Genomic DNA, 14,354 nt, shown 5'->3' with positions numbered 1-14,354 from the left:
GGCGGTGCCTGATCGGCGCCCTCTATTTGCCGCTGCCGCCGCGTTCGAGCTCGTACCGCATGCGTTCGGCCACGGCGCCGCGCCCGTGGGCGTCCAGCTTCATGTAGATGTTCTTGAGGTGCCACTTGACCGTGTCGAGCGACACGCCGAGCGTGAGCGCGATCTTCTTGTTCGGCAGCGACTTCAGCAGCAGTTCGGCGATCTCGGCTTCGCGCAGCGTGAGCAGGCGGGTCAGGCGCTCGTCGTCCCGGAAATGCGGCACCGGCGGAGGCTCGATGCGCACCTCGAGCTGCGATTGCGCCAGCGCCTCGATGCGCTCGATGAAGAAGCCCAGGACCGGGTCGAGATTGGGTATCGCGCCGGCCGTGCGGATCAGCTGCAGGGCGTTGTCGTGCGCGCCCAGCAGGGTCTGCAGCAGCCCCAGCGAATGACCCAGCCGCAAGGCCTTGCAGACGCGCGCGTTCGACGCCTCGGTGCGGCCGAGCCTGCGCTCGACCTCGGCCGCCTGGAGCTGGAGCGTGACCGAGAGGCTGAGCTGTCCGCGTTCCTCGTAGCACTGCGACAGGGCGTCGATCCGTGCCAGCACGGGCAGCAGTTCGCCGTCGTGCATCGCCATGCGGATCCGCGCCCGCTCCACGATGTCGGCAATGCGCCGGAGGGTGCCGGGCTCGACACCCGGGTGCCGGTCGTGCAGCGCTTCCAGTTCCTGCAGGGAGGCTCGCGCCGCGTCGGTCTCGTCGTTCGCGAGCTGGATCCCGAGCTGTTCCAGCAGCACGCAGGCCAGCGTGCGGTCCATGCGGAAGCGCCGCAGGAAGCACCCGGCCTGCGCGAGGTGTTCCAGCGCCTCGCGCCAGCGGCCGGCCGCTTGCTGGGCGCGGTTCGCCACCAGGATCATGCGCAGGCTGGTGTCGGGAATCAGGCCGTCGTGCGTGCCGAGTTGTTCCTGGATGAAGCGCGCCGCCACCAGCGGGCCGTGCTGCTCGTACAGCACCTCCACCAGCAGCTGGGCGGTGAGCCGGGCCGCCTCGGCGCAACGCGCGCCGCGCTCCTGCGCCTCGCCGAGCACCTGGCGGTAGATGCGCTCCGCGCGGTGCATCTGTCCCTCGACGGCATACGACAGCCCGACCAGGCACTGGCCCACCAGCGACCCGAACAGGGTGCCGACGACGGGCTCGCCGTCGATGCGCGGTGTCGGCTCGTCGCGCTGGATGCACCGCGCCTGCACGAACTCGCCGCGATGCAGGTGCAGCCAGGTCAGCACGTTGCGCCGCCCGGCCAGCGCGAACTCATCGGCCGACGGCGGCGGGGCCAGCAACTCGGGCAACAGCCGCGAGAGCGCGTCGTTGTCGTCGTTGCGGATGGCGAACAGGCAGCCCAGCAGCGTCAGCCGGTAGCGCATGGCCGGTTCGAGGGCGCCGGGCTTTCCGCGCAGCCGCTGGATGCTGCGGGCGCAGTCGTCGAGGCGGTAGTCGGCCAGCTCGACCCAGGCAGTCCAAAGACCGAGATTGGAGTTGTCCTTGATCGTTTCGGCGTCGAGCTGGCGCACCAGCGCGATCATTTCGCTCATGCGGCCCTGCACGAACAGCGCCTGCGCACCGTGTTCGGCCAGCCAGGCGGCGGTTTCGCGGTTGCCGGCCGCCAGCGCGTGCCGCACGGCCTGGTGGTGCATGCCCCGGGCCATGAACGAGTGGCAGGCCGTGGCATGAATCTTCAGCCGCTCGGCTTCGGGCCAGGCCGAGAAGCGCAGGAGCAGCACGCTGCGCAGCAGCGGGTGCATGTGCCACCAGTGCTCCTGCGCGGGCGAGGCGGACGCTTCCGGCGCGGCGGACAGCAGGCCCTCGCGCGCCAGCGGTTCCAGCAGCTCGGCGCACTGGGCCGGCGTGTACCCGTCGCCCACGAGGTCGGCGCACAGCGACGCGCTGAAGCGCGTGCAGGCGGCGCAGCAGATGAGCAGCCGCAACTGCGTCGCCGAAAGGCGGGGGAAGACGTGCGCGTGGAAGTACGCGGCAAATGGCTCGGGATCGGGCACGCCATGGACCAGGGGCGACTGCACGCCGCGCCGGCGGCGCACGTCGGCGCTGGCCAGCCGAAGCAGCGCCGGCCAGCCCTCGGTCAGCCGGTGGATCGCAGCGGCGGCGCGCTCGTCGAGTTGCGGCAGGCGCATGCCGAGGTAGTCGATCGACTCCGGCAGGCTGAAGCGCAGGTCGTCGTTGCGCAGTTCCAGCACCGTCTTCGAGGCCGGGGTGTGTCCCAGCGTCATCGGCAGTTCGTCCTGGCTGGCGAAGACGCACAGCAGGTTGGCCGGCGCGTACTCGACGAGCAGGCGCAGGGCGTGCAGCACGTTGCCGCTCTGCGCGCACTGCACGTCGTCCACGATCAGCACGACCCTGCGGCCGTGCGCTGCAATGCCGCGCACGAGCGCGATGACCAGCCGCTCCATCGCCAGGGCGTCGGGGCGGGCATGCGCCATCGCCTGCTTCGGAATCGCCGTGTCGATGCCGGCCAGGGCCGTCATCAGGGCGGTCATGAAGTGCAGGTCGCCCTCGGGAAGGTCCGCGAGCCTGAGCCATGCGATGCCGGCGTCGGCCGATACGAGTTCGCGCTGCCAGGTGAGCAGAAGCGAGCTCTTGCCGAAGCCGGCGGGTGCACGCAGCACCACGCATCGGCGGCCGTCGGGCCCGTCGAGCCGGTCGAGCAGGCCCTGGCGGACCAGGAGACGGCGGCTCCGGGTGCGCTGCGCTGGTGTGCCGGGTGTTGAGGCAGATTGCATTCGTGCGGATTCTGGGTCATCTCGCGCGCGGATCGGATCCCATATTCAAGGGTTTGCCCATTCCCACCCTTCGAGGGTGGGGTGGCGCGCGGTGGCGCTGCCGATGAGAGCGGGGAGACCCCGCAACCAATTTGGAGAACGCCACATGTTCGGTCTTTCGAATCTCAGGATCGGAGCCCGCCTCGGGCTGGGTTTTGCGCTGTTGCTGCTGTTGCAGCTCCTCATCACCGGCATCGGCCTGCACGAGATGGCGAATCTCTCGGAGCGCGTCGCCTTCGCGACCGAGATCGGGGAACGCAAGCTCGACGAGCTCAACAACGTGCAGTCGGCCATCGGCAAGCGGGCCATCGCGGCGCGCAACCTGGCGCTGGTGACGGACTCGGCCTTGCAAAAAGGCGACATCGAACTCGTCGGAAGCTCCCAGCGCGAGATCGACAAGGGCCTGCAGGGTCTGGCGACGGTGATGGCCGATCCCGCCGCCGCAACCCCGGAGGAGCGCCGGATGCTAGAGCAGCTCCGTGCGCTGGAGGCCCGGTACCTGCCCATCGCCGGCAACGTCGTCGCCCTCGCCACCTCGCGCCAGACCGACGCCGCCGTCAAGGTGCTGACGCAGGAATGCATGCCGCTGCTCAACCAGGTGCTGGCGCATGTCTCTGCCTTCCAGTCGCTGCTGAGGAAGAGCGCCGACGAAGGCACGGCATCGACGCAGGCCGCGTACCTGCGCGCGAAGTGGATGATCCTCGGGATCAGCTGTGCCTCGCTGGCCGGCGGCCTGCTGCTGGCTTTCCTCATGACGCGCTCCATCACGCGGCCGCTGGGCCAGGCGGTGAACGTGGCGCAGCAGGTGGCCTCCGGCGACCTGACGGCGCGCATCGAGGTGTCGGACACCTCGGAGTCGGGCATGCTGATGCGCGCGCTGCGCTCGATGAACGACGAGCTGGCCAAGGTGGTGGGGCAGGTGCGCGACGGCACCGATTCCATCGCCTCGGCATCGGGCCAGATCGCCTCGGGCAATCGCGATCTCTCGTCGCGTACCGAGGCGCAGGCCAGCTCGCTGGAGCAGACGGCGGCGGCCATGCAGGAGCTCACCGGCACCGTCAGGCAGAACGCCGACAACGCGCGGCTGGCCAACCAGCTTGCCGACTCTGCCTCGCAGGTGGCTTCGCGCGGCGGCGCGGTGGTCGATCAGGTGGTGGAGAAGATGGCGTCCATCAACGCCTCGTCGAGGAAGGTGGTGGAGATCATCGGCGTGATCGACGGCATCTCGTTCCAGACCAACATCCTCGCGCTCAATGCGGCGGTGGAGGCGGCCCGCGCGGGCGAGCAGGGGCGGGGGTTCGCGGTGGTCGCGTCGGAGGTGCGAAGCCTGGCGCAGCGCTCTGCCGCCGCGGCGAAGGAAATCAAGACGCTGATCGGCGATTCGGTGGACGAGGTGAAGGCGGGCAGCACGCTGGTCAACGAGGCCGGCAAGACCATGGAGGAGGTCGTGGGCAGCGTGCGGCGGGTGACGGACATCATGGCCGAGATCACCGCGGCCAGCCAGGAGCAGGCGGCCGGCATCGGTCAGGTCAACGATGCCATCAAGCAGATGGACCGCACCACCCAGCAGAACGCGGCGCTGGTGGAGCAGGCCTCGGCCGCGGCGCAGTCGATGAACGACCAGGCCGCAGGGCTGGTGCACGCGGTGCGCATGTTCAAGCTGGCCTGAGCGGGCCTGCGTTCAGTTCTTCAGTTCTTCTGCCGCCACTGTTCGCGCCAGAGCTTGTCCAGCTGGGGCGCCAGCGCCTGCGGCGGCGTGCCCACGAGGCGGTTGGCGCCGTTGCGCTGCACCAGGCCGTAGATGCGGCCGGAGCCCTGGTCGTAGAGCGCAATGGCGTTGTTGTCGTAGCAGTCGTGCGGTTTGCAGAAGGCGTGCAGCAGGTAGCGCGTGCCGTCGATCGTGACCCATTGCGGCTCCGGCGCCGGGCCTTCGCGGCGCACCAGCCAGCGGTCGTTCTCGCGCGGGCCCAGAGCTGCGCGCCAGGCCTTCTGCATGGCGGGGCCCTGCGCGAGCGCGGCGGGGCTTCCGGTGGGCGGGGGCGGCACCTTGGCGGCAGGCTCGGACGGGGGAGGCAGGGCCCGCTCGGCACCGTTGCAGCGCCAGTAGCGCTGCTTCATCATCTCGGGCCCGAGCTGGCCGGCGACCGGCTTGTCGGCATCCAGCGCGATGTACTGGCCGCGCGATCCGCGGTAGACGAGGAAGGTCATCGAACCGGCCTTGCCCGCGTCGCTCATCAGCGCCACATCGAAGCCGGCCGGCGGCGGGCTGTTGCCGAAGAAGCTGTAGGCCGTCTGCGGCTCGCGGGCGACCACGCGGCGCTTGCCGCTCTCGGCGATCAGCATGTCCTGGCGCACCTGCAGCGTGGGAGCCGAGTTGTCGGCGCAGTTGGCGGACCAGCGGCCCGTGTACTGCCCGATGGAGTTGGGGAACTGGCCGCCGCCCTGTTGTGCCCAGGCCGAGGCCGGGAGTAGCGCGGCCAGCAGGGCCGCGCCCAGCAGCGTGCGGGCGTTCGTCGATGTGGTCTTGCTTCTCGTCATTCGTCGCTGTGTTCTTTCTTCATCTCTCAGGCCGTCTTCGGCGCGGGCGTCTTGGGCTTGTAGGAGCAGAAGCTCGCCACCGCGCATTCCCAGCAGCGCGGCTTGCGCGCCACGCAGATGTAGCGGCCATGCAGGATCAGCCAGTGGTGCGCGTGCAGCCGGTACTCGGGTGGGACGCGCTTCTCGAGCTTCAGTTCCACCTCCAGCGGCGTCTTGCCCGGCGCGAGGCCGGTGCGGTTGCCGACGCGGAAGATGTGCGTGTCGACCGCGATCGTCGCCTCGCCGAAGGCCACGTTGAGCACCACGTTCGCCGTCTTGCGGCCGACGCCGGGCAGCGCCTCCAGTTCGGCGCGGGTGCGCGGAACCTCGCCGCCGTGCAGTTCCACCAGCATGCGGCAGGCCTCGATCAGGTGTCTGGCCTTGCTGCGGTACAGGCCGATGGTCTTGATGTATTCCTCCAGCCCCTCGACACCCAGGTCGAGGATGGCCTGCGGCGTGTTCGCCACCGGGAAGAGCTTGCGCGTGGCCTTGTTCACGCCCACGTCGGTGGCCTGCGCCGACAGCAGCACGGCGGCCAGCAGCTCGAAGGGGGTGGTGTACTCGAGCTCGGTCTCGGGCTCGGGGTTGGCCGCCTGCAGGGTGGCGAAGAAGAGGGGGATGTTGTCTTTTTTCATGGGGCTTCGTGAGGGCGGCACGCGCAATATATCGTCGAAAGCCGATAGCCTTACGCAGCTTTATTGCCCCGGCTTTGGTGACAATGGCACCCAGAAAGTGAGACTGACCATGCAATTCGCCTCCCGCCTCGACAACGTCGAGACCTCCGCCATCCGCGAACTCTTCAAGCTGCTGGGCAAGCCCGGCATCATCAGTTTTGCGGGCGGCTTCCCCGACAGCGCCATGTTCGACGTCGAGGGCCTCAAGGAGGCGAGCCATAAAGCACTCACCGAAGAACCCGGCGCCGCCCTGCAGTACGGCGCCACCGAAGGCTACGAGCCGCTGCGCACCCAGCTCGGCGCCTTCATGAAGACCAAGGGGGTCGACGTCGAGCCGAGCGGCCTGATCGTCACCACCGGCAGCCAGCAGGCGCTGGACCTGCTGGGCAAGACCATGATCTCGCCCGGCGACAAGGTGATCGTCGAGGGCCCGACCTTCCTGGCCACCATCCAGTGCTTCCGCCTCTACGGCGCGCAGCTCATCAGCGCGCCCATCGACGCCAACGGCGTGAAGACCGACGAGCTCGAGAAGCTCATCGCCGAGCACAAGCCCAAGTTCGTCTACCTCATTCCCACCTTCGGCAACCCCAGCGGCGCCATGCTGAGCCTGGAGCGCCGCAAGAAGGTGCTCGAGCTGGCCGTGAAGTACAAGACGCTGATCGTCGAGGACGACCCCTACGGCGACCTCTACTTCGGCGAAGCCCCGCCGCCTTCGATCATGTCGCTGAGCAAGGACGTGCCCGGCAGCCGCGAGCTGCTCGCGCACTGCGGCAGCCTCAGCAAGGTGCTGAGCCCCGGCCTGCGCATCGGCTGGATGATCGCTCCGCCCGAGCTGCTGGCCAAGGCCACCATGTGCAAGCAGTTCAGCGACGCGCACACGAGCACCTTCTCGCAGGCCACGGCGGCCCAGTACCTCAAGAGCGGCCGCATGCCCGCAACCCTGGCGCATGTGCGTGAGGTGTACGGCCAGCGTGCGCAGGCCATGGGCGCGGCGCTCAAGCGCGAGCTGGGCGATGCGGTGAGCTTCACCCAGCCCAACGGCGGCCTGTTCTTCTGGGCACGCCTCACGGGCGCCAACGGCAAGCTGGCCGATGCGAACGAGCTGGCGAAGCGCGCCATCGAGAAGCTCGTGGCCTTCGTGCCCGGCGCGCCGTTCTTCGCCGAGAAGCCCGACGTGGCCACGCTGCGCCTGAGCTTCGCGACGGCCGACGTGGCGAAGATCGAAGAGGGCGTGAAGCGCCTCGGCCAGGCGCTGTAAAAGACGCTGTCGATCAGGGGGACCGGTGCAGCCTGGGCGCCGCGAGCAGGTCCAGGTTGTCTGAGATGGCCGCATCCACGTTCGGATAGCGGCCTTTCATCTTCGAGAGCGTCATGATGGTCTGCAGCGCCTTCAGGTCCTTGACCGAGGGCGCGACCTTGATCTGCGCGATGGCGGCGGTGGGATTGCCTCCGTTGATCAATGCCATCACCTTGCTTGCCCAGTCGTTTGCGCGCGCCATGTCGTCTTCACCTGCTTTCGTTCGAAGCGCCGACTGTACACAGCGCGGCGCCGGTCGCTGGCATGACCATCACGCTGCAGTTGCGAATCCTCCGAAGAACGACCGTGCGTTGGCTTCCAGGCTCTCGAGGTGATAGCCGCCTTCCTGGACGATCAGCGTCGGCAGGCCGAGCGCGCCGATGGCCTTGCCCAGCCGTCCGAAGCCCTCGGTCGTCACCGCGACCTGCGACTGCGGATCGTCCTTGTAGATGTCGAAGCCCAGCGCCAGGACCAGCGCGTCGGGCGCGAAGCGGCGCAGCGCTTGCGTCGCGTCGTCGAGCCGCTCGAAGAAGACTGATTCCGGTGCGCCGTGCGGCATCGGGAAATTGACGTTGAAGCCTTCGCCCTCATCGGCCCCGCGCTCGTCCTCGTAGCCGGCCACCGCCGGGTAGAAATTGGTCGGGTCGCCGTGGATCGAGACGTACATCACGTCGCCGCGGCCATAGAAGATCTCCTGCACGCCCTGGCCATGGTGCATGTCGGTGTCGAGCACAGCCACGCGGGCAAAGCGCCCGCGCAGCGCCTGGGCGGCGATGGCGGCGTTGTTGAGGTAGCAGAAGCCGCCGGCGGCATCGACGCGCGCATGGTGGCCGGGAGGGCGGCACAGCGCATAGGCCGCGCGGGCGCCTTCGGTGATGGCTGCCGCGCCGGCCACCGCGCTCTGGGCCGACCAGTACGCCGAGCGCCAGGTCTGGGCCCCGACCGGGCAGCTGCCGTCGGCCAGGTAGCGTGCCGCCTTGGCGAGGATGCCGCGCAGGCGGTTGGGCTCGCGCACGAAGATGTTCGACATCACCTCGTCGCCCCAGTCGGAGGGCATCTGCTTCCATTCGGCATGGGCTTCCTCGAGGAAGCGCAGGTAGTCGTCGCCGTGCACGGCGGAAAGGGGCGCCATGCCGGCATCGGCCGGCGTCCGCAGCTCGAAGCCCAGCGAACGCACGGCTTCGACGAGCCGCAGCGCGCGCTCGGGGACTTCCTGCGGGGTGCGCATCTGCCCGCGCGACAGGTAGCTGCGCGGGTGGTGCAACAGTTGTTCCGGATGAAAAAAGGTCAGCATGGATGACTCGGCGTGGTCGCCGCGGAATGGGCCCGGCGGCCATGGTAGCCAGCAAGTTCGGTGCCCATCCCACATTGGTTACGATCACCCATGAGAAAAACCTTCCAGCTTCAGGTCGAGGGCAAGCACCCCGACCGTCTACTCGAAGCCATCAAGCACGAGATCCGCAAGTACATCAAGCGCGAACGGCGGCGCGCATTGCCCGAAGGCGCCGACTTCTGGGACTTCGACTGCAGGTTCGGCGCGTCGCAGGAATCGGCCGAAGTCGTTCACCTTTCCGCCATCACCGGCCTGATCGACGGCGTGGTGAAAGAGGCCGGCAAGCAGTTCTACATCGAGATCCTGGCAAGGCCGGCCAAGCGCAAGCCGCGCCCCGCGGGCGAAGAAGCGGCGTCGCCCGACGCCGAAGACTGACCCTCGCTCAGACCAGCGCCTGCGCCAGCCGCAGGCCGTGGCGCTGCTCCGCATCCTGCAGCGAGCGCGCAATCGACGGGTGCAGCAGCACCCCGTCCTTCGACTGAACTTCCCGACGCTTCAATCCGCCTTCGCCCGGCAGCCGCACAGGCTTCGCCGGGTCGATGGGCACGTTGCCGCGGCACTCTGCCGCCACATGGTCCATCTGGCGCAGGAAGGCGTCCTTGCCGCCGAAGGCGTTCAGGTCGTGCAGCGTGATGTGCACCGTCGCGCCCCAGCCCTCGCGCGGGTCGGCCCGGCCGTGGCCCGCGAGGCCGGCCGTGAGCGTTTCCACCAGCAGTGCCATGCCGTAGCCCTTGTGCCCGTGGCTCAGTCCGCCGACCGGCAACAGCGTGCCGGGCGGCTGGTCGAACAGCACCTGCGGGTCGTTCGACGGCTTGCCGGCGGCGTCGATCAGCCACTCCTCGGCGAAGGTCTCGCCTGCCGCGCGCTTGCGGTTGCTCATGCCGTTGGTGGTGATGGAGGCCGAAATGTCGACCATCACGCCGCCTTGCGACAGCGGAAAGCCCATGGCCAGCGGGTTCGGCGTGAACACCGCCTGTGTGCCGCCGAAGGGCGCGACGCTGGCGGCATTGGGGTCGGAGCAGGCCAGCAGCATCAGCATGTCTTCCTGCAGCGCGCGCAGCATGTAGACGGCAAGGCAGGCGATGTGATGGCTGCGGCGGATGACCAGCGAGGCCGTGCCCAGCTCGCGGGCGCGCGGCACGAGCAGGTCCATGCCCTGGTCCATGAGCCAGGGGCCGGGCAGGCGCTTGCCGTCCCACAGCACGGCGGCGGGGCGGTCGGACAGCACCTCGGGGGCGCCGTCGCGCGTCATTCCTCCGGATTCGAGTTCCTTCACGTACCCCGCCAGCAGGGCCAGGCCGTGCGTGTCGTGGCCCAGCAGGTCGCCTTCGACCAGCGTGCGGGCCACGCTGTCGGCCTTCGACGGTGCGAGCCCGGCCTTCTGCAGCAAGGCACTGGCGTAGTCCCTGAGCGCGTCGGCACGGTAGAGCGGGGCGGTGTCGGTCATTTCAGTATTTCCAGCACGCGGTCAAGGCCGCCTTCGTTGATGGCCACCATGGCCTGCTCGCGAACCTTCGGCTTGGCGTGGTACGCGACGGAAAGGCCGGCCTCGCCCATCATCGGCAGGTCGTTGGCGCCGTCGCCCACGGCGATGGTTTCCTGCGGCGAGATGCCCATCAGCGAGGCCACCTCGAGCAGCGTGCGGCGCTTCTCGGCGCCGTCGCAGATGTCGCCCCAGCTCTGTGTGACCACCTCGCCCGTGAGCTTGCCGCCGGCCTCGTCGAGCAGGTTGGAGCGCGCGAAGTCGATGCCCAGCCGGTCCTTCACGCGGTTCGCGAAGAAGGTGAAGCCGCCCGACACCAGCAGCACCTTGAGGCCGGCCGCCTTGCATGCGGCCACCAGCTCGCTCGCGCCGGGGTTGAGCTTCAGGCGCTCGTCGTACACCTGTTGCAGCGCCTCGACCGGCACGCCTTTGAGCAACGCCACGCGGCGGCGCAGGCTTTCCTTGAAGTCCTTGATCTCGCCGCGCATGGTGGCTTCGGTGATGGCGGCGACTTCGGCCTTCTTGCCGACGGCATCGGCGATCTCGTCGATGCATTCGATGTTGATCAGCGTCGAGTCCATGTCGAAGGCGATCAGTTTGAAGTCGGCGAGCTTCAGCGGCGGCTTCACGCGCTGGATGACGAGGCCGGGGGAGATTTCAGTAGCGCTCATGCGGTGACGGTTTCCTTGACTGTGGGTTGGCCCAGGCTGCGCAGCACGTCGCGCACCATCTGGGCCCGATCCTTGGGTTCCTTCAGCTCACGCTCGATGCGCAGCTTCTCGTTGCCCGCGAGCTTGATGTGCTTGTTCTTCTGGATCAGCTGGATGATGGCCATGCCATCGACCGGCGGATCTTTCTTGAAGGTGATGTTGATGATGCCCGGCGCAGCGTCGACCTTCACCACGCCATAGGGCCGCGCGAGCACGCGCAGGCGGTGGGTGTCGATGAGCGTCTGCGCCTGGGGCGGCAGCTTGCCGAAGCGGTCGACGATTTCTTCCAGCAGCGTGTCGATCTGGTCGGGCGTCTTCGCCGTGGCCAGCTTCTTGTAGAACGATAGCCGCAGGTGCACGTCGCCGCAGTAGTCGTCGGGCAGCAGGGCGGGGGCGTGCAGGTTGATCTCGGTCGTGACCGACAGCGGCGACAGCAGGTCGGGCTCCTGCCCGGCCTTGAGCGCGCGAACCGCCTCGCTGAGCATCTCGTTGTAGAGCTGGAAGCCGATTTCCATCATGTTGCCGCTCTGGTTCTCGCCCAGCACCTCGCCGGTGCCGCGAATCTCCAGGTCGTGCATGGCGAGGTAGAAGCCGGAGCCCAGTTCTTCCATCTGCTGGATGGCGTCGAGCCGCTGCGCCGCCTGCTTGGTCAGGCCCTCGGTGTCGGGCACCATGAGGTAGGCATAGGCTTGGTGGTGAGAGCGCCCGACGCGGCCGCGCAGCTGGTGCAGCTGCGCCAGGCCGAACTTGTCGGCGCGGCTCATCACGATGGTGTTGGCGGTCGGCACGTCGATGCCGGTCTCGATGATGGTCGAGCACAGCAGCAGGTTGTAGCGCTGCGCCACGAAGTCGCGCATCACGCGCTCCAGCTCGCGCTCGGGCATCTGGCCGTGGGCCACGGCGATGCGGGCCTCGGGAAGGATCTCTTCCAGCTTCTGCCGGCGGTTCTCGATGGTCTCGACCTCGTTGTGCAGGAAGTAGACCTGCCCGCCGCGCTTGAGCTCGCGCAGCACGGCTTCGCGGATCACGCCGGTGCCCTCGTTGCGCACGAAGGTCTTGATGGCCAGGCGCCGCTGCGGCGCGGTGGCGATCACGCTCAGGTCGCGCAGGCCTTCGAGCGCCATGCCCAGCGTGCGCGGAATCGGCGTGGCGGTGAGCGTGAGCACGTCGACCTCGGCGCGCATGGCCTTCATCGCCTCCTTGTGGCGCACGCCGAAGCGGTGCTCCTCGTCGATGATGAGCAGGCCCAGGTTCTTGAACTTGACCGACTGCGAGAGCAGCTTGTGCGTGCCGACCACGATGTCGACCTGGCCCTCGGCCAGTCCCTTGGCGGCGGCGGTGATTTCCTTGGCCGAGCGGAAGCGGCTCATCTCGGCCACCTTCACCGGCCATTTGGCGAAGCGGTCGACCAGCGTCTGGTAGTGCTGCTCGGCCAGCAGCGTGGTCGGCGCGAGGAAGGCGACCTGCTTGCCGCCGGTGACGGCAATGAAGGCGGCGCGCAGCGCCACCTCGGTCTTGCCGAAGCCCACGTCGCCGCACACGAGGCGGTCCATGGGTTGGGGCGAGATCATGTCCTGCACCACGGCGTGGATCGCGGCCTTCTGGTCGGCGGTTTCCTGGAAGCCGAAGTCGTTGGCGAACACCTCGTAATCGGCCGGCGAGTAGCGGAAGGCATGGCCTTCGCGCGCGGCCCGGCGGGCGTAGATGTTGAGCAGCTCGGCGGCCGAGTCGCGCACCTGTTCGGCAGCCTTGCGCTTGGCCTTTTCCCATTGGCCGGAGCCCAGCTTGTGCAGCGGGGCCTCGTCGGCACTGACGCCGGTGTAGCGGCTGATCTGGTGCAGCTGCGAGACGGGCACGTAGAGCGTGGCCTTGTCGGCGTACTCCAGGTGCAGCATTTCCTGCAGCAGCGGCTTGCCGTCGGGGCCGTTGCCCTGGCCCAGGTCCATGTGGATCAGGCCGCGGTAGCGCCCGATGCCGTGCGCGCTGTGAACCACCGGATCGCCCACGTTGAGCTCCGACAGGTCCTTGATGAGCGCCTCGACGTCGCTGACCTGTTCCTGTTTCTTGTTGCGCCGGCGCGTGGTGGGCGCGGTGGCGAACAGCTCGGTCTCGGTGACGAAGTCGATGCCTTGCTCGCGCCACGCGAAGCCCGAGGCCAGCGCGGCGGTGGCGATACCGGTCTTCTCGTCGGCGGAGGCTTCGAACTCGGCCAGCGAATCGAAGGCCGGCGGGCTCACGCCGCTGGCGCGCAGGAAGTCGAGCAGGCTCTCGCGGCGGCCGTCGCTCTCGGCGATCAGCAGCACGCGGTGCGGTGTCTTCGCGATGTGCGCTTTCAGGCCGACCAGCGGGTCTTCGGCGCCGCGCACCACGGCGAAGGGCGGCAGCCTGTCGAACTCGGCGTACGGCGCATCGGTGGTCACGTCGCCCCGTATGGCGAGCTGCGCGTGGGGCTTGGCGCGCTGGTAGAACTGCTCGGCGTTCAGGAAGAGCGCCTCGGGTGGCAGGGCCGGGCGTTCGGGGTCGCCGCGCACCAGCCGGTAGCGCTCGTTCGTGTCCTGCCAGAAATGCTGGAAGGCGGGTTCGAGGTCGCCGTGCAGCACCACGGTGGCGTCAGGGCCGAGGTAGTCGAAAACCGTGGCCGTCTCGTCGAAGAACAGCGGCAGGTAGTACTCGATGCCGGCGGTGGCCACGCCGTTGCCCATGTCCTTGTAGATGCGGCTCTTGGTCGGGTCGCCTTCGAGCAGCTCGCGCCAGCGGCTGCGGAAGCGCCCGCGCGCGTCGTCGTCCATCGGGAACTCGCGGCCCGGCAGCAGCCGCACCTCGGGCACGGGGTAGAGGCTGCGCTGGGTGTCGGGGTCGAAGGTGCGGATGCTGTCGATCTCGTCGTCGAACAGGTCGACGCGGAAGGGCACGGGCGAACCCATCGGGAACAGGTCGATCAGGCCGCCGCGCACCGCGTATTCGCCGGGGCTCACCACCTGAGTCACGTGGGTGTAGCCGGCCAGCGTGAGCTGGGCCTTGAGCTTCGACTCTTCCAGCTTCTGCTTGGCCTTGAACTGGAAGGTGTAGCCGGCCAGGAAGGACGGCGGCGCCAGCCGGTAGAGCGCAGTGGTGGCGGGCACCAGCACCACGTCGGCCTCCTTCTGGCTGATGCGCCAGAGGGTGGCCAGGCGCTCGCTGATCAGGTCCTGGTGGGGCGAGAAGCTGTCGTAGGGCAGCGTCTCCCAGTCGGGGAACAGGGCGCAGCGCAGGTCGGGCGCGAAGAAGGCGATCTCGTCGATCAGGCGCTGGGCGTCGTTGGCGTCGGCCGTGAACATCGCGGTGGCGCGTCCGGCTGCTTTCTCGCGCATGGCCAGCTGCGCCAGCAGCAGTGCATCGGCCGACAACGGGGGACGCGGCAGCGTGAAACGCTTGCCCGCCGTGAGGTGGGGGAGGTCCATGGAACGCTTGATGGAAATGCACAACACCCCG

Annotated in this window: 11 protein-coding genes; 3 read left to right on the top strand and 8 right to left on the bottom strand. The window is 68.6% G+C overall.

Features of this window, described 5'->3' with window-relative positions; all coding sequences use genetic code 11:
• Positions 1-22: 22 nt before the first annotated feature.
• The gene (locus EJO71_RS24845) at positions 23-2,770 is read right to left on the bottom strand and encodes a LuxR C-terminal-related transcriptional regulator (protein ID WP_125951475.1); all 2,748 of its coding nucleotides are present in this window, start codon (positions 2,768-2,770) and stop codon (positions 23-25) included.
• 145 nt (positions 2,771-2,915) lie between these two features.
• Here EJO71_RS24845 and EJO71_RS24840 point away from each other — a divergent pair, with 145 nt between their 5' ends.
• Positions 2,916-4,478 carry a methyl-accepting chemotaxis protein gene (locus tag EJO71_RS24840; RefSeq protein WP_125951476.1) on the top strand — a complete coding sequence of 521 codons (1,563 nt, stop codon included), beginning with the start codon at positions 2,916-2,918 and terminating at the stop codon, positions 4,476-4,478.
• A 20-nt stretch (positions 4,479-4,498) separates the two neighbouring features.
• On the opposite strand, the gene EJO71_RS24835 is transcribed toward EJO71_RS24840, so the two are convergent.
• Together EJO71_RS24835 and nth are read right to left on the bottom strand one after the other, a co-directional pair.
• Positions 4,499-5,347 (bottom strand): Ivy family c-type lysozyme inhibitor, encoded by an 849-nt coding sequence (locus EJO71_RS24835; RefSeq protein WP_125951477.1) that lies wholly within the window; start codon positions 5,345-5,347, stop codon positions 4,499-4,501.
• Between the two features lie 26 nt (positions 5,348-5,373).
• Positions 5,374-6,021: an endonuclease III gene (gene nth, locus EJO71_RS24830; RefSeq protein ID WP_125951478.1), complete on the bottom strand. Its 648-nt coding sequence runs from the start codon at positions 6,019-6,021 to the stop codon at positions 5,374-5,376.
• Positions 6,022-6,130: 109 nt separating this feature from the next.
• Between nth and EJO71_RS24825 the strand changes: the two genes are divergently transcribed.
• Positions 6,131-7,318 (top strand): PLP-dependent aminotransferase family protein, encoded by a 1,188-nt coding sequence (locus EJO71_RS24825; RefSeq protein ID WP_125951479.1) that lies wholly within the window; start codon positions 6,131-6,133, stop codon positions 7,316-7,318.
• Between the two features lie 13 nt (positions 7,319-7,331).
• On the opposite strand, the gene EJO71_RS24820 is transcribed toward EJO71_RS24825, so the two are convergent.
• Together EJO71_RS24820 and EJO71_RS24815 are read right to left on the bottom strand one after the other, a co-directional pair.
• Positions 7,332-7,559, bottom strand: coding sequence for a hypothetical protein (locus EJO71_RS24820; RefSeq protein WP_093202405.1), 228 nt, complete (start codon positions 7,557-7,559; stop codon positions 7,332-7,334).
• Between the two features lie 69 nt (positions 7,560-7,628).
• Positions 7,629-8,651: a histone deacetylase family protein gene (locus tag EJO71_RS24815; protein WP_125951480.1), complete on the bottom strand. Its 1,023-nt coding sequence runs from the start codon at positions 8,649-8,651 to the stop codon at positions 7,629-7,631.
• 90 nt (positions 8,652-8,741) lie between these two features.
• Between EJO71_RS24815 and EJO71_RS24810 the strand changes: the two genes are divergently transcribed.
• A complete protein-coding gene (locus EJO71_RS24810) occupies positions 8,742-9,065 on the top strand; it encodes a DUF6172 family protein (RefSeq protein ID WP_125951481.1) in 324 nt (107 codons plus the stop codon).
• A gap of 7 nt (positions 9,066-9,072) precedes the next feature.
• Here EJO71_RS24810 and EJO71_RS24805 read toward each other — a convergent pair whose 3' ends face one another.
• Genes EJO71_RS24805 through mfd form a run of 3 tightly spaced genes read right to left on the bottom strand, consistent with a single transcriptional unit; the run spans position 9,073 to position 14,323 of the window.
• A complete protein-coding gene (locus tag EJO71_RS24805; RefSeq protein ID WP_125951482.1) occupies positions 9,073-10,137 on the bottom strand; it encodes an Ldh family oxidoreductase in 1,065 nt (354 codons plus the stop codon).
• Positions 10,134-10,844, bottom strand: coding sequence for a phosphoserine phosphatase SerB (gene serB / locus EJO71_RS24800; protein WP_125951483.1), 711 nt, complete (start codon positions 10,842-10,844; stop codon positions 10,134-10,136). The genes EJO71_RS24805 and serB overlap by 4 nt, the downstream gene beginning before the upstream one ends.
• Positions 10,841-14,323 carry a transcription-repair coupling factor gene (gene mfd / locus EJO71_RS24795; protein ID WP_125951484.1) on the bottom strand — a complete coding sequence of 1,161 codons (3,483 nt, stop codon included), beginning with the start codon at positions 14,321-14,323 and terminating at the stop codon, positions 10,841-10,843. The genes serB and mfd overlap by 4 nt, the downstream gene beginning before the upstream one ends.
• Positions 14,324-14,354: the final 31 nt, after the last annotated feature.

The sequence above is a fragment of the Variovorax sp. 679 genome, assembly GCF_003952185.1.
In the GTDB taxonomy this organism is placed as follows: domain Bacteria; phylum Pseudomonadota; class Gammaproteobacteria; order Burkholderiales; family Burkholderiaceae_C; genus Variovorax.
This window is presented reverse-complemented; position numbering and strand designations above follow the sequence as displayed.